Source organism: Streptomyces sp. NPDC087901 (genome assembly GCF_044742205.1).
Taxonomy (GTDB): domain Bacteria; phylum Actinomycetota; class Actinomycetes; order Streptomycetales; family Streptomycetaceae; genus Streptomyces.
On sequence record NZ_JBIUUC010000003.1, the window covers coordinates 154,355 to 172,638 of the forward strand.

Annotated in this window: 22 protein-coding genes; 11 read left to right on the forward strand and 11 right to left on the reverse strand. The window is 72.2% G+C overall.

The window, feature by feature from the left end:
* Positions 1-34: 34 nt before the first annotated feature.
* The 3 genes from ACIOEW_RS10190 to ACIOEW_RS10200 form a co-directional block, all read right to left on the reverse strand.
* Positions 35-493 carry a hypothetical protein gene (locus ACIOEW_RS10190; protein WP_401963117.1) on the reverse strand — a complete coding sequence of 153 codons (459 nt, stop codon included), beginning with the start codon at positions 491-493 and terminating at the stop codon, positions 35-37.
* Positions 494-562: 69 nt separating this feature from the next.
* The gene (locus tag ACIOEW_RS10195) at positions 563-1,405 is read right to left on the reverse strand and encodes a class I SAM-dependent methyltransferase (RefSeq protein WP_401963119.1); all 843 of its coding nucleotides are present in this window, start codon (positions 1,403-1,405) and stop codon (positions 563-565) included.
* A gap of 82 nt (positions 1,406-1,487) precedes the next feature.
* Positions 1,488-2,390 carry a prepilin peptidase gene (locus tag ACIOEW_RS10200; protein ID WP_401963121.1) on the reverse strand — a complete coding sequence of 301 codons (903 nt, stop codon included), beginning with the start codon at positions 2,388-2,390 and terminating at the stop codon, positions 1,488-1,490.
* A gap of 104 nt (positions 2,391-2,494) precedes the next feature.
* Here ACIOEW_RS10200 and ACIOEW_RS10205 point away from each other — a divergent pair, with 104 nt between their 5' ends.
* The 3 genes from ACIOEW_RS10205 to ACIOEW_RS10215 all read left to right on the forward strand — a co-directional run bounded on the left by ACIOEW_RS10205 (position 2,495) and on the right by ACIOEW_RS10215 (position 5,592).
* Positions 2,495-2,878, forward strand: coding sequence for a DUF192 domain-containing protein (locus ACIOEW_RS10205; RefSeq protein WP_362551266.1), 384 nt, complete (start codon positions 2,495-2,497; stop codon positions 2,876-2,878).
* Positions 2,879-3,419: 541 nt separating this feature from the next.
* Positions 3,420-4,616 carry a hypothetical protein gene (locus ACIOEW_RS10210; protein WP_401963124.1) on the forward strand — a complete coding sequence of 399 codons (1,197 nt, stop codon included), beginning with the start codon at positions 3,420-3,422 and terminating at the stop codon, positions 4,614-4,616.
* Between the two features lie 169 nt (positions 4,617-4,785).
* The gene (locus tag ACIOEW_RS10215) at positions 4,786-5,592 is read left to right on the forward strand and encodes a hypothetical protein (RefSeq protein ID WP_401963126.1); all 807 of its coding nucleotides are present in this window, start codon (positions 4,786-4,788) and stop codon (positions 5,590-5,592) included.
* Positions 5,593-5,669: 77 nt separating this feature from the next.
* On the opposite strand, the gene ACIOEW_RS10220 is transcribed toward ACIOEW_RS10215, so the two are convergent.
* Positions 5,670-6,194 carry a hypothetical protein gene (locus ACIOEW_RS10220; protein ID WP_401963128.1) on the reverse strand — a complete coding sequence of 175 codons (525 nt, stop codon included), beginning with the start codon at positions 6,192-6,194 and terminating at the stop codon, positions 5,670-5,672.
* 50 nt (positions 6,195-6,244) lie between these two features.
* On the reverse strand, positions 6,245-7,816 hold the full coding sequence (locus ACIOEW_RS10225; protein ID WP_401963129.1) for a polymorphic toxin-type HINT domain-containing protein: 1,572 nt from the start codon (positions 7,814-7,816) through the stop codon (positions 6,245-6,247).
* Positions 7,817-8,237: 421 nt separating this feature from the next.
* On the opposite strand from ACIOEW_RS10225, the gene ACIOEW_RS10230 reads away from it, so the two are divergent.
* Positions 8,238-8,774: a hypothetical protein gene (locus tag ACIOEW_RS10230; RefSeq protein ID WP_362556884.1), complete on the forward strand. Its 537-nt coding sequence runs from the start codon at positions 8,238-8,240 to the stop codon at positions 8,772-8,774.
* A gap of 49 nt (positions 8,775-8,823) precedes the next feature.
* Here ACIOEW_RS10230 and ACIOEW_RS10235 read toward each other — a convergent pair whose 3' ends face one another.
* Complete coding sequence (locus ACIOEW_RS10235; protein ID WP_362556882.1) at positions 8,824-9,417, reverse strand: hypothetical protein; 594 nt, start codon at positions 9,415-9,417, stop codon at positions 8,824-8,826.
* A gap of 381 nt (positions 9,418-9,798) precedes the next feature.
* On the opposite strand from ACIOEW_RS10235, the gene ACIOEW_RS10240 reads away from it, so the two are divergent.
* Entirely contained in the window at positions 9,799-10,302 is a 504-nt protein-coding gene (locus ACIOEW_RS10240) for a DinB family protein (protein WP_362556880.1), read from the forward strand.
* Between the two features lie 3 nt (positions 10,303-10,305).
* Here ACIOEW_RS10240 and ACIOEW_RS10245 read toward each other — a convergent pair whose 3' ends face one another.
* A complete protein-coding gene (locus ACIOEW_RS10245; protein ID WP_362556878.1) occupies positions 10,306-11,250 on the reverse strand; it encodes a YihY/virulence factor BrkB family protein in 945 nt (314 codons plus the stop codon).
* Between the two features lie 288 nt (positions 11,251-11,538).
* Positions 11,539-12,333 (reverse strand): helix-turn-helix transcriptional regulator, encoded by a 795-nt coding sequence (locus ACIOEW_RS10250; protein WP_401963132.1) that lies wholly within the window; start codon positions 12,331-12,333, stop codon positions 11,539-11,541.
* Between ACIOEW_RS10250 and ACIOEW_RS10255 the strand changes: the two genes are divergently transcribed.
* The 4 genes from ACIOEW_RS10255 (at position 12,332) to ACIOEW_RS10270 (ending at position 14,140) form a co-directional block, all read left to right on the forward strand.
* A complete protein-coding gene (locus ACIOEW_RS10255; RefSeq protein WP_401963830.1) occupies positions 12,332-12,700 on the forward strand; it encodes an aldo/keto reductase in 369 nt (122 codons plus the stop codon). The two genes, ACIOEW_RS10250 and ACIOEW_RS10255, sit on opposite strands and share 2 nt — an antisense overlap.
* Before the next feature lie 32 nt (positions 12,701-12,732).
* Positions 12,733-13,035 (forward strand): putative quinol monooxygenase, encoded by a 303-nt coding sequence (locus ACIOEW_RS10260; RefSeq protein ID WP_401963134.1) that lies wholly within the window; start codon positions 12,733-12,735, stop codon positions 13,033-13,035.
* Between the two features lie 407 nt (positions 13,036-13,442).
* A complete protein-coding gene (locus ACIOEW_RS10265) occupies positions 13,443-13,847 on the forward strand; it encodes a hypothetical protein (protein WP_362556874.1) in 405 nt (134 codons plus the stop codon).
* Positions 13,844-14,140: a hypothetical protein gene (locus tag ACIOEW_RS10270; RefSeq protein WP_362556872.1), complete on the forward strand. Its 297-nt coding sequence runs from the start codon at positions 13,844-13,846 to the stop codon at positions 14,138-14,140. Before ACIOEW_RS10265 ends, ACIOEW_RS10270 begins: the two co-directional genes overlap by 4 nt.
* 17 nt (positions 14,141-14,157) lie before the next feature.
* Here the strand turns inward: ACIOEW_RS10270 and ACIOEW_RS10275 are convergent, their stop codons facing one another.
* Positions 14,158-15,180, reverse strand: coding sequence for a hypothetical protein (locus ACIOEW_RS10275; RefSeq protein ID WP_401963136.1), 1,023 nt, complete (start codon positions 15,178-15,180; stop codon positions 14,158-14,160).
* A 120-nt stretch (positions 15,181-15,300) separates the two neighbouring features.
* On the opposite strand from ACIOEW_RS10275, the gene ACIOEW_RS10280 reads away from it, so the two are divergent.
* Complete coding sequence (locus tag ACIOEW_RS10280) at positions 15,301-16,032, forward strand: TetR/AcrR family transcriptional regulator (RefSeq protein ID WP_401963137.1); 732 nt, start codon at positions 15,301-15,303, stop codon at positions 16,030-16,032.
* A 31-nt stretch (positions 16,033-16,063) separates the two neighbouring features.
* Positions 16,064-16,732 (forward strand): hypothetical protein, encoded by a 669-nt coding sequence (locus ACIOEW_RS10285; protein WP_401963138.1) that lies wholly within the window; start codon positions 16,064-16,066, stop codon positions 16,730-16,732.
* 246 nt (positions 16,733-16,978) lie between these two features.
* On the opposite strand, the gene ACIOEW_RS10290 is transcribed toward ACIOEW_RS10285, so the two are convergent.
* Together ACIOEW_RS10290 and ACIOEW_RS10295 are read right to left on the reverse strand one after the other, a co-directional pair.
* The gene (locus ACIOEW_RS10290; protein ID WP_401963140.1) at positions 16,979-17,443 is read right to left on the reverse strand and encodes a hypothetical protein; all 465 of its coding nucleotides are present in this window, start codon (positions 17,441-17,443) and stop codon (positions 16,979-16,981) included.
* Positions 17,444-17,598: 155 nt separating this feature from the next.
* Positions 17,599-18,138 (reverse strand): ATP-binding protein, encoded by a 540-nt coding sequence (locus ACIOEW_RS10295; protein ID WP_401963142.1) that lies wholly within the window; start codon positions 18,136-18,138, stop codon positions 17,599-17,601.
* Between the last annotated feature and the right edge of the window lie 146 nt (positions 18,139-18,284).

An 18,284-nucleotide genomic window follows, 5' to 3' on the forward strand; every position in this document is an offset into this window, starting at 1 on the left:
GGCATGCTGCCGGACCGGGCCGCGGCGCGCGCCGTCAGGTCACGGCGGCCGCGCCCCGGTGGCCCCGGGTGAAGCGGATGCCCACGGTGTCGCCGCCGGTCACCACGAAGCGGCCGCCCTCGCAGCGGATGACGGCCTCGTTCACCTCGCCCCGCTCGTCCCTGCGCTCCTCGGTACTCAGCACCGTCCAGCCGCCGTCGGGCGGCTGCGGCAGCCGCGCCATCTCGGCGAACTCCCACTGGGCGGCGGGTACGCACCAGTCGGGAAGGTGCGGCCAGGTACCGGCGCCGACGTGCAGGCTGCCGTCGGACGTGCAGGTCAGGAGCACGGACTGGCCGTCGGCCAGCAGAAAGGCGACGGCTTCCGGCTCGCCCATGCGCCCCTCGGGCCGGTAGAAGATGCCGAGGACGCCGACGATCCGGGCGCCTCTGAGCCATTCGGCGTTCCCCTGCCGCGGGCCGCGCGCCGCTTCCTCGTCGTTGCCGACCCTCATGGCCTGCTCCTTCCCCGTGCGCTCAGCCCCCAGGGTGCCACCCTTCGGGCGTGGGAGGGGTGTTCGGGCTCACCCGGGTTTGCGGGCCTCGATCAGAAAGCGGGTGGTGTGGGCGACGAACGGCCCCTCGGTCTCCATCCGGTGGTGCAGCGCGGCCAGTTGGGTCCGGTACGCGCCGACGGTGAAGCCGGGCACCATCCAGATCACCTTGCGCAGGAAGTAGACGACGGCGCCGATGTCGAGGAACTCGGTGCGCAGCCGCTCCATCCGCAGGTCGACGACGTCGAGACCGGCCGCCTCGGCCGCCGCACGCGCCTGCTCCGGATCGCGGCCGCCCCGTACCTCCGGCGGCTGCGGGCCGAGGAAGTACTCGACGAGCTCGAAGACACTGGCCGGACCGACCTGCTGCGAGAAGTACGTGCCGCCGGGGGCCAGGACCCGGGCGATCTCCTCCCACCACGTGGTGACCGGATGGCGGCTGACCACCAGATCGAAAGCCGCGTCTCCGAACGGCAGCGGCGGCTTGTCCTCGTCCGCGACCACCACCGCTCCCAGCGGATGCAGAAGCGCGGTGGCGCAGGCGATGTTCGGCGGCCAGCCCTCGGTGGCCACGGTCAGCGGCGGCAACTTCGGTGCGGAAGCGAGCACTTCGCCACCCCCGGTCTGGATGTCGAGCGCCGCCCTCGCCCTGCCGAGGCGCTCCCCCATGGCGCGGGCGTACCCCCAGGAGGGGCGCTCCTCGGTGGCCCGGCCGTCGAGCCAGGAGAAGTCCCAGCCGGCCACGGAGACGGCATCGGCCTCGGCGACCAGGGCCTCGAACCGGGCCCGTTCCGAGGCTGCGGCGGCTTCTGCTGCCGCCGTCGCTTCTGCCGCTTCTGCTGCTGCTTGCGCGTCATCGGGGGTTGCCGTCATACGGGGATGGTGGCAGCCGGGCGCCACCGACCGCGACCGCATTTACGGCGCGCCGGAGGGGCGGAGGCCGTCCGGGGACGCCTCAGGCGGCCAGTCCGCCGAACAGGATCCCCAGCAGCGCACCCGCGATCATGAACGGGCCGAACGGGATGCCCGTCTTCCGCCCGGCACGCCGCATGACCACCAGCACGAGCCCGTACACCGCACCGAAAAGGAACCCCGCGAACCCTCCGGCGAACACGACGGCCCAGCCGTACCAGCCGAGGGCCACGCCCAGGGAGAGGGCGAGCTTGACGTCGCCGAAGCCCATCCCGTTCGGGTTGATGAGGAAGAGCAGAAAGTAGAACGCACCGAGGGTGGCACCGCCGAGCAGGGCGGACAGCCAGGCGCCACCGTGCTCCGGCAGCAGGGCCGCGAGGCCGAGAAGCACGGCGGCCACGGCCGCGGCCGGCAGGGTCAGCTGGTCCGGCAGCCGGTGGACACGGCGGTCGATGGTCGCGAGGAGTACGCCGACGGGGGTGAGCAGCAGCCAGACGGCCAGCTCGGGGCGCGCCCCGGTGGTCGCGGCGAGGGCGGCGCAGCCCAGGGCGGTGACGACGGGGGCCAGGATGTGCGGGGCGTAGCGCGCGCCGTTCCTGCGCGGTGCGGTGGGTGCGGTGGGTGCGGTGCCGGGGCCGTCGGCCTCACCGGTTCCGTCGCCCGCATCGCCGACCGGGTCCGGCCCGGCGTCGCCCAGCGGATCGGGTCCGGCGTGCCCCGGCCCGGCTGCCGCGCGCACGGCGGCGGCCGCGCCCGTCTCGGCGCAGGTCGTGCAGCGTGTGGAACCGAGCCAGCCGCGGCCGGGCCCGGTGAGGGTGTGGCCGGCAGGGCAGGCATCCCGCCACGCGTCGTCCGGTTCGACGGAGAACCGGTAGGCGGCGCGCGGTACCAGCAGTCCGGTCGCGGCCCCCCAAAGGGCGGCGACCCCTATCAGCATGGCGTACACGGCATAAACCCTAGACGGCCCCGCAGGCACCGGCCATGGGCCCTGGGGCCCACTCCACGCCGATACGGACCCAGACGCCGTCACGTGGCGCTACGGTCGTGGCCATGGCTCGATGGCGCAATGGAACAGGAACGCTGACCATCACGGACCGGGGCGGGGACGTGGACGGGGAACGGGAGACCGTGGTGCCGCTGCGGATCGCGGCCTCGTACCGTCACCGGACCCGCGGGCTGCTCGGCCAGGACGGGGTCGACGGCGCGCTGATGATCACGCCTTGCGGGAGTGTGCACTCCTTCCGTATGCGGTTCACGATCGATGTGGCCTACCTGGACCGGAAGTTCAACGTCGTGGCGGTGCACACGATGAAGCCGGGGCGGCTGGGTCTGCCCCGGCTGCGGGCCCGGCACGTGATCGAGTCGGAGGCCGGCGCGATGGCGAAGTGGGGGCTGCGGCCCGGTACTCAGGTACGGATCGCGCAGACCGGCTGAACCGGCCTCCGGGCGCGGTGCGCCCGGTCCGGGGCGCGGGGTTCCGTCCTCAATCGCCGGACGGGCTTGATTGGGTGCGGGTGCTCCGCGTGGGACGGGGTGCGCCTTGTCCGGTGGGTGGGGGTGTGGCCCCTCCGGGGCGTCTCCTCAGAAATGGCGTGTGCACCCGGTGACGTGATGAACCCGGGTCGTACGCCATTTCCTGCGGGGACCCCCCTGCACGGCCCCACCCGACCGCCCTGCGTGTGCAGATCAGTCCGATGACTGTCGCAGACGCAAGACGGCCGGGTCCGGGGCCGTGCAGGGGAGTCCCCGCAGGACGACGAACAGATACCCGACCCGCCATGCGTACCCGCCGAACGTTCGTCGTCCGAGGAGACACCCCGGAGGGGCCCCGGACCCCCACCCACCGGCACACCGCGCACCCCACGGGGACACCCGCACCCAAGCCCGTCCGGCGCTTGAGGACGGAACCCCGCACCAAGGACCGGGACAGCCCCGCCCACGGCCGCGGTGCGGGCCGGCAGAGATAATCGGCGGTATGCCCGCCGCGCCTTCCTCCCAGGTCACCCCCGCCCAGCCGCACCCGGAGCACCACCCGATCCGCGGACGGGCCGCCGCCGCCCTCGCCGTCGCCGCACCGGCGCTCGGCGCGTACGCCGCGGTGCGGATCGTCGGGCTCCTCGTCTTCTGGGCCGCCGCGTCGGCCGCCGGGAAGGACGCGCTGCATCTGCTCGGTGAGCGCTGGGACTCCGTCTGGTACCAGCGGGTCGCCGAGAACGGTTACGGGTACACGGTCACGCTCCCGGACGTGGGCGTCCACTCCGACCTGGCCTTCTTCCCGCTGCTGCCCGCGCTGGAACGCGGCATCGCGGAGGTGACCCCGCTCGGCCTCGCAGGCGCCGGGCTGCTGGTGGCCTGGGCTGCCGGGCTCCTCGCCGCCTGGGGGATCTTCGCCGTCGGGGCGCGGCTGTACGGGCGCCGGGCCGGGGTGGTGCTGGCCGCGCTGTGGGGGGTGTACCCGACGGCGTTCGTGCAGTCGATGGCGTACACCGAAACCCTGTTCACCGCGCTCGCCGCCTGGTCGCTGTACGCCGTGCTGACCCGGCGGTGGATCGTGGCGGGTGCCCTGTGCGTGCTCGCCGGGCTGACCCGCCCCTCCGCCGCCGCGCTGATCGCCGCCCTCGCGGTCACGGCCGCCGTCACCCTCGTACGGGAGTACCGGGCCGGCGCCACGGACGGCATCGTCCGCCGCAACGGCCGGATGCTGCTGGGGGTGGTCATCGCGCCGCTGGGCTGGCTCGCGTACGTGGTGTTCGTCGCGGTGCGCGAGGGCAGTGCGTTCGCCTACTTCGATGTCCAGGCGCAGTGGGGCAACAGCATCGACGGCGGAGCGGCCCTCGCCTCCTTCATCCTCGGCCTGCCGCTGCCCGGCATGCTCGGGCTGTGCGCGGCGCTGGCCGCCCTCGGCTGGCTGGTGTCGTTGTGCGTGCGGCAGCGTCAGCCGCTGCCCGTACTCGTCTACGGCATCGCCGTCGTCGTCATCTCGCTGATCGGTTCCGGGTACTTCGGCTCCCGGCCCAGGCTGATGATGCCCGCCTTCCCGCTCCTGCTGCCGCCCGCCGTCGCGCTGGCCCGGGTGCGCTCCACGGCCCGTACGGTGACCGTCGTCGCGGTGCTCGCCGTGGCGTCGGCGGCGTACGGGGCGTGGACGCTGCTCGGCTCCGGACCGCCGTGACCTGGGCCGACCGGCGACGGGGCAGCGGCGCTGGACAGTCACCCACCCCCAATTGCCGGTCGGTGTTGGGCCCGTGGGCCCACGCATCCGGTGCGCTCCGGTTGTTACCGTGCCAAGTCCGTGCGGGAACAGCGTCGGCAGCAGCGGTTCGCCGGTCAGGAGCAGGTCAGTGACGAAGGCACGTACGGCGGCCATCGCGGCCACCACAGCAGTGCTCTGCCTGGCGGCCGTCGCCTGCGGGCCGGACGGCGGGTCGTCCGAGCAGGACGGTGGAAAGACCGCGGGCACGACCGCGAAACCGAGCGGGAAGCCGGGCGGACAGCCGAGCGGGACACCCGCCTCGGACCCTGCCGCCGACGAACCCGCCCCGTCCCCCACGTCGACCCCCACCAGCACCGGCGAGGTCCTCGACAAGGCCGGGCTGGCCGGGATCGCGCTGACCACCGGCGAGGTGGCGGGCTACGAGGTCGCGCCCCTGCAGGGCAGCGAGGAGACCGGCACGGAGCACTCCGAGAACAAGGACTGCCAACCGCTCGCGGCCGTGATCAACGGCGCCCCCGGGCCCGCCCCGGCCGCCACTGTCTTCCGTACCGTCATGGCCACGTCGGAGGAGGGCGAGGACGACCGGACCGTCGTCACCGAGATCCTCACTTCGCACCCCGGGGACGCCGCGCCGCAGCTCATGCGCGGTGTCCGGGACGCGGTCCGGGCCTGCGCGGGCGGCTTCCGTACGTCGGGCGAGGACGGCCCCTCCACGTACAGCGAGGTCAAGCAGCTCCCGCTGCCTCCGGCGGGCCAGGAGAGCATCGCCTATCAGGTGACCGGGAGCATCGAGGGCGACAAGGTGCCGCTGGTCTTCCAGCTGGTGCGGACCGGGTCGACCGTCGTCACGTTCTACGTGGCCGACTTCCTCACGGCGAAGACCCCGCAGCTCCCGGCCGAACTCGTCGCCGCCCAGGCCGCCAAGCTTCCCTGATCTCCCCGCTGCCGCCGGAGCCGGACCACCGCACGCCGACCGCGGCGGGCGTGAGGGCACCGCCTTCTCGGGCCTTGTCAGGCCTTTTCGGGCAGGGCCACCTCGGCGACGAGCGCGGCTCCCCCGGCGCCGTACAGCGTCAGCCACCGCTGCTCGTCCGACGCGTTGCCGATCCTGATGCCGAAGGTCCAGGTCGGGTCGAGGAACAGGGTGTGCCCGCCCTCGAAGTCGAGGGCCAGGCAGGTGCATGCGGTGTCGTCGGCGCCGGGCACGCGGTAGACGCGCAGGCGGCTGCAGCGCAGTGCATCGCGTCCGTCGCCGAAGAGCTGCTCACCGTACGAGGCGACGATCACCTCGTCCTCGGCATCGGCGAGCAGGTCGATACCGTCCCACTCGATGCCGGTCACCGATGCGGTGTCCAGCCGGTCGTACTGGCCGACGGACTCGAACCGCAGCAGCCCTTCGTCCAGCCGGAGCCAGACGGCGAGGGGCTGCGGACGGAACTCGGGAAACTCCCCGTCCCGGTCCAGCAGTCCGGGGACGAGGACGTCGCGGACGGAGTGGTCGCGCAGTGCCGTCTCGGCCGTCGTCCAACCACTCATGTCCGCTCCCCGCTCCCGCCCGGCCACCGGCCGGGTGCCTGCCGTGCCGGCTACTTCACCGGCACCTTCTTGGTGATCTCGATGGCGGTGTCCATGCCCTCGCCGCTCTTGAGCGCGGTCCAGAAGTCGCCGTTCTCCTTGAGGACGATCGTCACGCCGTTGCCACGATAGATCAGCCCCTCGGGCTCGCCCTTCTTCAACGTGCCCTTGCCGACCAGCTTGAACGTGCCGTCCTTGACGGCCTTCGCGATGTCCTCCCGGAACCGCGGACCGTCCTCCTTGAGCTTCTTGTACTTGGTGCCCAGCGCGTCCTCGACGACCTTCTTGTGACGCAGGAAGTGGTCCTTGAACTTCTTGGGGTCCCCTTCGCCCACGCCGGGGTTACGCGCCGCGTCGACCTCTTCCGGCGCCATGTCGCAGTCGTTGTTGTGGACGAGCACGTTCGCGGTGCCGATGCCGACGTAGTAGGTGTGGACGCCCTCGACCGTCAGGTCGTACGTCGTCTGCCGCCGGGTGAACCGCGTGACTCCGGTGACGGTCAGCGTGGAGCCGGTCTCGGTACGCAGCGCGTCGCCGCGGCCGATGTCGCCCGCCTCCGTCCAGCGCCGTTCGCCGGTCACCCAGAACGGGTGGGTGTCGGTGGCGGTGAGCCGGCCCGGTGCCCCGCCGGTCCGGACGGTCAGCCGGGTGAAGTGCTTGTCGTCGTAGGTGGTGATGGTCCGCTCGACCCGGCGGACTCCGGTCCCGCCCGTCACCGGATCGGTGGCCGTCACCAGGTCACCGGGGCGGACCGCCTCGATGGACAGGGTGCGGCCGTCGGCGAGGAGCACCGGGGTTCCGGCCAGGAAGCTGTGCTTCGCGGGGCAGGTGGTCGGCTTCTTCTCGTCGGGTTTGTCGTCCTTCTTGGGTTTCTTGGTGCCGTCGAGCTTCTTTCCCGCGTCCTCCAACGCCTTTTCGGCGTCCTTGACCTTCTTCCGGCTCTTGATGAGCCCCTTGAGGCCGTCGTAGAGGTCGCCGCCGTGCTTCTTGAGGGCCTGGATGAGCTTGTAGGCCTTCTTCCACTTCCAGGGCGCCCCGTACTTCGCGGCGAGTTTCCCGACCGCGCCGCCGATGAGGCTGAGGAGGACGTTGATGAGGGTTTCGGTGCAGGCACCCATGTCGCCCTTGGTGATGCAGTCCAGGGCGTCGGTGATGCCGAGCTCGTCGGCGAGGATCTTCGCGAGTTCCTTCGCGGCCTCGATCGCCTTGTCGCTGTTGGACTTCTCGTCCTTCTGCGCGTCCTGGAGGTCCTTCAGGGCCTGGTCGTACGCGGTCTGCTCGGGTGACTTCGGCGACCCGTCCTGGTCCTCGTCAGATGCCGGGTCCCCGTCACCCGGACGGTTCGCACCGTCCTGCGCCTCCCCGCCGTCGTCACCGCCGCAGTTCCCGCCGCCGGTGACCTTGCAGACCTCCACGCCCATCTTCTGCGCGAGATCCGCCCCGACCCCCGTGGCGATCAGGGCGCCGACGATCGCCACGACCACCAGGGTCAGCCCCACGTACTCCAGCGCGCCCTGCCCCCGGTCACGCCGCCCACGGGCACCTGGCAACCGCACACCGGTGCGCGGCAGGGCACGCCGCACCCCGCGCCGCACCCCGCGAAACCGTCGACGCAAATCCCCCATGGATGGCATAGGGCGACCGTAACGACCCTTTCTGCCAGGCGTCTTGGGCCCGCGGGCCCAAATACCGCCCGCCTGCGCGCGCACGACCCCGGCGGACAGCCCTTAGGCCCGGCGTTGGGGCTGCGGGCCCGGGTCAGGCGTCTTTTCCAGCCGTACGCTCACGCCACAGCCGGATTCGGCAGTGCGGGCACAGACAGCGGGACGAGCGTCGGAGAGGGAGAGAACCGTGAACGGTGGAAACGGGCGGGGAACCGGAAGCGGGGGGCTCCGCCCCCCGGAACGCGGTCGGAGCCGGACGGGAAGCGGGACGGAGAGCCGGACGGAAGGCGGGACGGAAGGCCGGGCGGGAAGCGGACGCGGTTTCGGCGGGGGCGGGGGCGTGCTGTTCGCACTGGCCCGGTGCTGGGTCGCTGGCGCCATCGTCCATGTCGTCTCCGGATACGTGATCTCCCGCGGGCTCGTCGACCTGCTGGCCACCGACGAGCGGCTGGACGTCTTCGCCTGGCGGCTGGGGCTGCAGCATGTACCCGCGGTCCTCACCACCGTGCTGACCGTGCTGGCCGCCGCCCGCACCCTCCCCGAGGAGCGGCGCAATTCCCGGCCCCTGTACCTGTCGGCCGCCCTGGCCGTCCCGTTGGCCGCCCTCGGCTACGGCTACGGGTACGGGCACAGCTACGCGGTGGAGTGGCAGGTCGCCGGCATCGAGGGGTTCCTGATGCCCGTGGTCATCCTGGCGACCGGAGCAGCGGTGGGCCTGTCCGTGGACCGCCTGGTGGACGACACCGACGCGGAGTCCGCGCAGGCCACCCCGCACTACTGGCGGGACAGCGGGGCCACCGCCACGGACTATGTCGGGGGGATCCTCGTGGCCACCGGAATGGTCGCGGCGCTCGCCGCCACGGGGGTCGCGGGCTGAGGCCGGGACCGGCCGGGCAGCCGGCCCTCCGCCTTCGCCGGCCCCACCCCTACCGGTTGGGCACGTCACTTCCGTACACGACCCAGGGCGACTGCTCGAACGAGTTCACCCCGGACAACTGCGGTTGCACCGCGGCCACTTCCGGCCGCACCGCGAGCGTGTCCGGCCAGTGGTCGAAGTACACCGTCCCCTTGTCGATGAACCCCCGCCAGTCGGTGGCGGCCGAGGCGCCGTCCCGGTCGACCACGAAGCCGACACAGAGCACCGACGCCCTCCCGATCGCCTCCCGCACCGCGCGGACGACCATCTCCCGCTCGTCCCCGCTCAGGCCTCCGAGCGCGAACTGCACTTCCACCGTGCCGTCGTCCGTCCGCCGGACCCGGGCCGGGATCTCGGCGCCGGTGGGCAGCCAGAGCAGGAAGTCGACCTGGTCCAGCCGCTGCAGGCCGGTCAGGAGCACGAGTTGGTCCCTGGTCACCCAGGACTGGGTGCAGGTCTGCTGGGGCCCTGATCCGATCAGCGTGATGCGCCGGGTGGCCGGATGATCGGGCCGCACGCCCGCCGCCTCCAGGTCGCCGAGCAGCGACTCGGCGTCGGGGCGGCTCCAGCCCAGGTGGTACGAGTAGAAGAATCCGTCACTCATCGACACGTCACCTCATGAAGAAAGTCTGGGCACGCCGATCCGCCCGGGCACACGCCGGATGAGAGGTGGCCGCCCTGCTGGTCAGGTAGAGCGTGGAGATCCCTGCGCACGCGAGCGCACCCGTCCGGCCGCCGATCGGGCGCCGTTGCTGAGGGGCTCACGGTTGGTCACCACGAGCGTAATGAGCACCGCGGGCCGGTGCGTGGGCCCACGGACCCACCGGCGGACCCCATTGGGCCGCGGGGTGCCATGACAGGAGGCCCCGGCCATTCGCCCCTGCCGGCGACCGCGCGGCTGCGGCACGACTGCGGCGCGGCTGCGGCTGCGACGCGGCTGTTAAGTGATGGACAGCCTCACGTCCGACCGGCGATCGTGTACGCGATGACACGCACCGATTCGCCTCCCGCATGGGACGAGCGCACCCAGCTGACCACCTTCCTCGACTACACCCGCGCCACCGCCGTGGCCAAGTGCGAAGGCCTCTCGCAGGAGGACGCGGTCAAGGCCCCGCTCCCGGGTTCTCCCCTGATGACCCTCGCGGGTCTCGTCAACCATCTCCGCTGGGTCGAGTACTTCTGGTTCGAGGTCGCGTTCCTCGGCGGGGAGGACAAGGGCCCGTGGACGGACGAGGATCCCGACCGCGAGATGCGCATCGCCGTCGACATGCCGCTCGCCGACGTGCTGGCGGAGTACGAGGAGCAGTGCGCCCGTTACCGCGAGCTCGTCGCGGCGCACGACCTGGACACCCCGGCCAAGCAGCCGCGCAGGGACGGACGGCACCCCGATCTGCGCTGGGTCCTGCTGCACCTCGTCGAGGAGACCGCCCGGCACAACGGCCACATCGACATCATCCGGGAGATCGTCGACGGCACCACGGGCGACTGAGCACTACGGAGCGCTGCGCCGCGCCCGGTCCAGCTCGACGTTGAACTGGGCGCCGGTCAGCAGCGCCAGGTTGGTGAACCACACCCAGATCAGGAACACCACCAGCCCGGCAAGTGACCCGTACAGCCTGCTGTAGGACCCGATGTACGTCGCGTACACCGCGAATCCCGCCGAGGCCACCAGCCACAGCAGAGCCGCCAGCACCCCGCCCGGCAGCCCCTGCCGCATACCGCGCGCGGATGCCGGGCCGGTCCGGAAGAGGACCATGATCAGGCAGGCGACCAGGCAGAGCAGCACCGGCCACTTCAGCACCGCCCACACCGCGTCCTCCAGATGCGCGAGCCCCATCCGGTGCCCGAGCCAGCGGGCCAGCGGCCCGGAGAGCACCAGGGCGAACGCGCTGGTCATCAGGAGCAGCAGCAGCCCGACGGCCGAGACGACGATGATGTGGGCCTTGCGCAGGGCGGGCCGGGTGTCCGGCACGCCGTGCATCGCGTGCAGCGCCCGCCGGAACACGGCCAGATAGCTGGACGCGGACCAGACCGCGCTGACGGTCCCGGTCGCGACCAGCAGCCACACCGCGGTGCGCTCCTGGGTGGCGGCCTCCAGCGGCTGACGCAGTGCGGCACCGGACTCCGCCGGGGCGAAGGCCGTGATGTCGGCGATCAGCGCGTGCGTGGCATGGGGGTTGGCCAGGCCGATGACGGAGACCGTCACCAGGAGTGCGGGGAGCAGCGCGAGGATGGCGTAGTACGTGAGGGCCGCCGCCCAGTCCGAGAGGTCGTCGTTCCACAGGGACACGGGCGTCCGGCGCAGCGCGACGGGCCAGCTTCGTGGCGTCCCGGGGCGGCCGGGCCCGGAGCGCCCGGCTTCCGGACGGCTCGTCTCGGGGCAGCCGTCCGTGCGGGGCGGTGCCCCGGCGGCGGTAGCGCTGGTCTTGCTGAACACGGATGAGGCTCCGGGGATGTAGGAGGTTCGGCACGGTCGGGTACCTCGCGCGCAAAGGCCGTGGGGACGCCTTGTACTGCCCATCCTCTTCTGCTCCCGTTCCCGCCCGGTACACCCGGTTCCTCCGGATGGCGGGCGCGGGTGGTGCCCGTATGGCGGGTCGGCCGCATCTCGCGTCACCGGTTGTCTCTCGCGTCACCCGAAGTCTCTCGCGCCGCTGGATGGCTCTCGCGCCGCCGGCCGCCTTTCGGGTCACCCGCCCCCTGTCACATCGCCGTCTCCCCTTCCCTACGCCACCGGCAGACTCTCCCGTGCCCAGGCCGCCAGCAGCCGCAGAGCGGTCTCGGAGGCGGAACCCTCCTCCACCGTGTACGCGATCAGTGCCTGGTCCGGATCGTCGGGCAGCCGCAACGTCTCGAATCCGAGATCGAGACGGCCCACGACGGGGTGGAGGTACACATACCTCCCGTGGGTCTTGTCCTTGAGCCGGTGTTCGGCCCAGACCTCACGGAACTCCGCGCTGCTGGTGCCGAGTTCGTCGATCAACTCCGCCGTCGCGGGGTCGCCGGGGTGGCGGGCGGCGTCGAGGCGGAGGTACGCGACGACGTCGGCCGCCTTGCCCCGCCAGTCCGCGTACAGGCTGCGCATCCCCTCGTCCTGGAACACCAGCCGGGCCTTGTTCCGCTGCCGCGGCGGGAGCGCGCCGAAGTCGGTGATCAGGGCCGCGGCGAGCCCGTTCCAGGCCAGCACGTCGGTGTTCCTGCCGACGATGTACGCCGGCACGTCACCGGCGGAGTCCAGGAGCCGGCGCAGCCCCGGCCGTACCTGCTGAGGCACGGGCGTCGGCGCGGTCTGCCCGGGGCCCGGCCAGGGGCGGGCCAGCCGGTGCAGATGGTCCCGCTCCACGGCGTCCAGCCGCAGAGCACGCGCGACGGCGTCCAGCACCGCCTCGGAGAAGTGGAGCGTACGTCCCTGCTCCAGCCGGACGTAGTGGTCCACGCTCACGCCTGCCAGGCGGGCCAGCTCCTCCCTGCGCAGCCCCGGTACCCGTCGGCGGGCCCGGGCGCACGGAACCGGGGTCATCGTCTACTCGCCGCTCCAGTCCGGCCTGCTGACCGGCACCTTCTCCGCGGAGCGCGTGGCGGGTCTGCCCCCGGGCGACTGGCGCGCCGCCCACCACGACTTCACGACGGGCCTGCCGGCCAACCTCCGGCTCGCCGAGGGCCTCCGTCCCGTCGCGGACCGGCACGGCGCCACGGTCGCGGAGACCGCTCTCGCCTGGGCGCTCGCCTGGCCCGGCATCACGGGCGCGATCGTCGGCGCCCGCAAGCCCGCCCAGGTCGACGGCTGGGCCGGTGCGGGTTCCGTCGAGCTGACCCCGTCCGACCTGGAGGAGATCAGCTCCGCCATCACCGCATCGGGCGCGGGCTCCGGCCCCGTCCGTCCGTGAATTCCCCCCAGCCACCCGAGGAGTCCGTCAGCATGTCACTCGTCGTCATCGCCGAATGCCTGGCAGCGCCCGGCCGGGAGGACCGGCTGCGCACCGCCCTGGAAGCCATGATCGAACCGTCCATGGAGGAGCCGGGCTGTCTCGCGTACCGCCCCTATGCCGATCCCAACCGTCCCGCCCGCATGGTGATCGTGGAGGAGTGGACGGATGCCGCGGCACTGGCCGAGCACTTCACGACCGCGCACTTCGGCCATGTGAGGCAGGTCCTGGACCTCGTCCTCGCCGAACCGATGACCATCCGGTGGCTGACCGAGGCCGGGGACGACACGAGGTGACCGAGGCCTCGGACGTCATGAGCTGACCGGGTCGCAGGCGTCACGAGCCCGTCGGCGAGGCCGCTGGCCGCCCGGCCGGCGGCCCGGTCGTGTCCGGTCGTGTCCGGTCGTGTCTGGCGAGGGGTCCTGAGGCCGTCCCGGCGGATACTGGCCGCGATGGCTTCCGACCGCGCGACGCGCCTTCACCGACTCGCCCGTTCGCTCGCCGAAGGCGCCGGCGGAACTCGTCACGGCCGCCCTCGCCCTTCTGCCCGGCCTGCCCGCCGAGTTCGCCGGTCCGGGGAGGAACTCCGGGCCCGCCTCCGGCGCACCGCGCCTCCGGCGTAGTCCACGGCGGTCGTCCCGGTCTCCGGCGGCCGTCCCGGTGCCCGGACGCCGCTGTCACACCCTCGCCGTACGCTCGCGTCATGAGCGTCTCCCTCTACTACAACGCGCACCGCGCGACCCCGCTGACCGAGGCCGAGTCCGCCTCCGTGGAGCGCGTCGTCGCCGCACACATGGCGTCGTTCCCGTACGCCGACGAGGAAAGCCTGTACGTGTACGACCCGCGTTCCTCCGAGCCGCAGGAGATCGTCGCCGGGTCCACCAAGATGCCGTTCGATCCCGGTCGTCTGATGCCCGTGATCGCCCATGTGCTGGATTCCGTGACGGAGTTGCGCCGGGCCCTGCCCGATGCGCAGTGGCGCGTGCACATGGACGATCTCGACGTCCCGTGGGACGAGGCCGAGGGATACGCCCTGCCCGGGATGCGCGACGCGGACCTGATCGCGGAGCTCGCGGCGGCCTCCGGCGAGGACGGGGTGGCGGGATGAACGACGCGAACCCGGGGACGGCTGCGGACGCCCCGCAGCCCACGCCCGAGCAGCAGCGGCTCATCGAGTTCGGCGAGTCGCTGTACCGCCGCATCTCACCCGACGCCGATCTCGGCCATGTGCTGCTGCCCGAGGACGACGCGGTGGCCGTCGTCCACCGGGTGCGGGGCGGCGGGACCATCCTGGTGGCGGCCGACCGGTCGGTGCTCTTCTCCGTATCGGCGCGCGACCTCAGTGCGGCTCTGACCGAGTTCCGGGCGGGCGGGCGCACACCCGTGGAGCGGTTCGGTTAGCGTCGGCCACCCGGCGCTCAGTGCTCCCGGTAGTGGCCGGCGACGGCGGCGAACGCGGCCTTGGGTTCCCAGGGCAGGCCGGGGTACGTGGTTCCGCTCCGGTCCTCGAAGACCTTGACGATGCCGTAGCTCGCCAGATCCAGGTCGTCGCGGGGGTCACCGCCGGGGCGGTGCACATGGTCGTACAGGGCGAAGGTGAAGACGAAGGCGCTGTCGACGCCCCCGGTCTCGAAGGCATCGAGCAGCTCGCGCAGATACGCGGCCTGGCCTGCCTCGTCGCGCGCGTACACACCGTCCAGCCGGGCCGGACCGCCTTCCTTGTCGTATTCGACGATCTCCAGACCGCGCGCGCCCCGGTCGCCCGCACCGAGGTAGCCGGCGGCGCCGAACTCGGTGACGGCCACCGGCTTGCCCTGCGCGACGAGGGCGTGCACGCCCTCGGCGAACCCGGCGGCGACCTCGGCCGACCGGTAGAGGTCGAGGGACACGATGTCGAAGGGCGTCCAGTCGACGCGTTCCAGCGGTACGGCGGCGTAGGTCACCCGGCCGCCGAAGCGCTCACGCACGAGCGCCGCGGCCCGGCCGAGGAACTCGTTGACGCGTGGCCCGACCTCACCGATGATCTCGCGCACCCGGTCCGGACTGCTCAGCAGCGCGACCCGCTCGTCCGTGCTGTCGCCGGGCAGGAAGCCCTTGTTCATCAGGCTCAGTTCGGCACCGGTGACGAACACGACCTCGGCGCCCCGCAGCCTGAGCCGCTCCGCGCGCTCGGCGCAGTCGGAGAACAGATCCAGCATCTCGTCCATGGTCAGTTCAAGGGGGTAGGGCGAGAACCACACCTCAAGGCCGAGGTCGGCGGCGCAGGTGGCCGCGAACTCCACCCGGTCCGGGTCGCCGCCCATCACACGGACCGCGTTGCAGTGCAGGTCGTCCCGGATGACGCGCAGCTCCCGCCGCACCGTCTCGGGGTCGAAGTGCTTGCGGGATGTCGCCCCGTCCCTGACCCAGCCGGTGTCGTAACTGATGCCTTTGGCGCGCATGCGTCGCCTCCACTCCTGACGGAACACTTACGGTACGGACCGTACCTTAATTTCCGCCCGCCGGAGCCTGTCAGGAAAATGAGAAGGTACGAGCAGTACCGATCACGGAAGGGCGCCGACATGACGGGTGACGCGAGGGAGCGACCGGGCTCCGGGCAGACGCGGCGACGCGGAGCCGTCCTCGAGGAGGCGATCCTGCGCGCGGCGGCGGACGAGCTCACCGCATCGGGATACGCCGGGCTGACCATGGACAAGGTCGCCGCCCGCGCCGGCACCAACAAGAACGCCCTCTACCGGCGTTGGCCCAACCGCCTCGCGCTCGGCATCGCCGCGTACCGGCAGCTGGCCACGACCGTCCAGCCGCCCGACACCGGCACGCTGCGCGGCGACGCCCTGGAGCTGCTGCGCCGGGCGAACCGCAACTGGAGCTCCCCCTTCGGCGCGATCCTGCGCGAACTGCTCTCCGCCGCCGGTGGCGCGACGGAGCTCCTGGCCCAGCTCCAGGACCAGTCGGGCGACGCCGCGGCCGCACCCTGGCTGACGGTCCTCGGCCGCGCGGCCGCACGCGGCGAGGCACTCCCCGAGGCGCTCCACCCCAGGGTCGCCACCGTGGCGATGGTCCTGCTGCGCAACGAGTTCGTCGTACGCGGAGTCCCCACCGCACCCGACGACGTCCTCGTGGAGATCGTCGACGAGGTGTATCTGCCTCTGGTCCGGCGCCGCGGCCCGGCGCCGGACCGAGCACCGGAACCGGCACCCTGCCGCCCGACGCCGCCGGCTCACCGGGCCCCTGACGAGCCGGAGGCCCAGCCCGGGAACAACGGCTCGGACCGGGCCGCGGGGCCGCACTAGGGTAGGGCGGCAGGCAACGGTCGGGGGGCGTGTGGAACAGCGGGTACGCATACACAAGGTGCGGCTGGGCAGCAACGAGATCCGAGTGATCCGGCCCGCCCCGCCCCCGGCCCGGCTGGCACTGCGCGACGAGGGCCATTGGCTGTCGATGCACGCCGACCGCAAGGGCTCCGAACAACTCGTCGCCCTGTGGTCCCTGGCCGCCCGGTCCGCCAGGTCACTGGTTCACCTGCCGATCCGGGCCAACACGGCCCCGGACGGAGTCACGAGCGCCGGCGTCCCGGCCCCGCTGGACATGGTCCTGCTCCATCACAGCCTCCAGTTCCCGACGGGTTCATGGAAGGAGATACGGGCACGGCTCGGCACCGGCACACCACAGGTCGCGGAGACCCCGGACGACGACTTCCCCGACGAGAGCGCCATCGACCATCAGCGGCGTCTCTACCCCGCACACCGGGACCACCTCCGTTTCGACATCGCCGCGCGCACCCTTTTCGTCGTGGGCAGTTCCACCGCGTTCCGCGAGCACGGCACGGCTCTGCGTGGTCTCCTCGAGGAGGCGCCTTCGCACCAGCACCGCCGCCGGAAGGCCGGTCACTGCTGCGCCGAGCTCCGCGCCGGTCCGTGGTCGCAACCGCGCCCGCGCCGGAACGTGCCGGACCTCCTGCACGTCCAGTACTGCGCCGACTGGCGCGTGTGACGACGGAAAGCCCCGAGAGCGGGGAACTCAGGCCGACGGGTTCACCCGCGCCTGGGCCGTACACAACCTCGAGCAGAACCTCGAGCCCGCACCTCGTGTGAGCCACCGCGCCGCAGCGGGCGCCCTGCACCGCGTCGAACTCCTTCACGGCCCGGCCGAAAGGGCCGACCCGAGGCCGAGTTCACCGACCCGCGCCCCGGCACGTACCGCGGCCGCCAGGGTACGTACCGCGGCCGCGACGGCCGGTCAGGCCCACGGCATGAGCACCGGCGCCTGGGACCCCATCACCGCGAACGCGCGTCGAGGATCCACATTCATCGCCCCGACCCACCCGTTGTAGAAGGCAGTCCCCGCTTCCGCACTTCTGCCCGAGCGGACCTCGTACGAGGCAATCGCCCAGTCGCTGGAGCAGACGAGAACGAACTCCTGGACGGTGGCGCCCCGAATCACGGCGGCTGCCGCGGTGGACCAGTGCCGGTGGCTGTCACCGAGATTCTCTCGGACGAAGGCTTCCATGTCCCGGTGCGACGTACGGCACCTCTTGAAGACCCGGTCGGTGAACTGACCCCGCACGTACTGCGAGTTGAAGGGGGTCGACACCCACATCCAGCTCCACCCCGGGCCGGAATCCCCGCACTCCGACTCGGGATAGTCGTGATCGGAGATCGCCCGTACCTCGAAACCACGCCTCGGCGCATCCAGCTTGAGCAAGACTCCCCCTCGGTTTCAGCATGCACAGAACCTCGGCCGAATCAGCCTACGAGCGTCCTGGAAACCGGACAAGCACGGAATCCAGCCCACGGCGAAGGGGTCGCATCGCCGGAGTGGGGACGGGGACGGAAGGTGCCGCACGGTCGCACGCCCGCTCAACGGGGCAGCAGCACCCAGGACTTCGTGCCGCGCTGCGGCAGCGGCGCCTCGCACATGCCCCACTCGCCACCCCAGTCGTCCGCGACCGCCGCGAGCAGCCAGAGCGCGCGTCGGCGGCGCGCCTCACAGAGGGTGGTGAGGTCGGGTTCGGTGTGGTGCGGGTGCTGGTCCCAGACGAGGAGGCGGACCGCGTCGTCGCGGTGGCGCAGGGAGACATAGAGCTCCCGGCCGGGGCTCATCCGCGCGGTGACCGAGACGAGTTCGGTGACCGCGTACGTCACCGGCCAGACGTACGGGGCGAGCCCGTGCGCCTCCAGGGCGGCGGCGGTCGCCGCACGGGCGATGCGGGCGCTGCGGATATCACCGGGGAGCGTGAAACTCAGGGCGAGCCCGGGGGCGGAGCGCCCGGAACCCCCCTTCGGGCGGAGGTAGGGCTGCGGTGGGCGGGACTGGGCGGAGTGCGTGTACGCATCCGGGAACGGCATCCGCGTCTCGGCGACGGCCGGGCAGAGTGCGGCGAGTGGAGATGAGTGCATGGCTGACTCCCCGATACGGGTGGCGAGTTGGCGGTGTCTCTCTTCCTCGTGGGCGCGCACGGATGGCTCTCGCGTTTCGGACGACGAACAGTGGCCTGTCTCCCTGACACGGACCCGCCCCTCCCAGGGAAGGAGGCTGCGGGCAG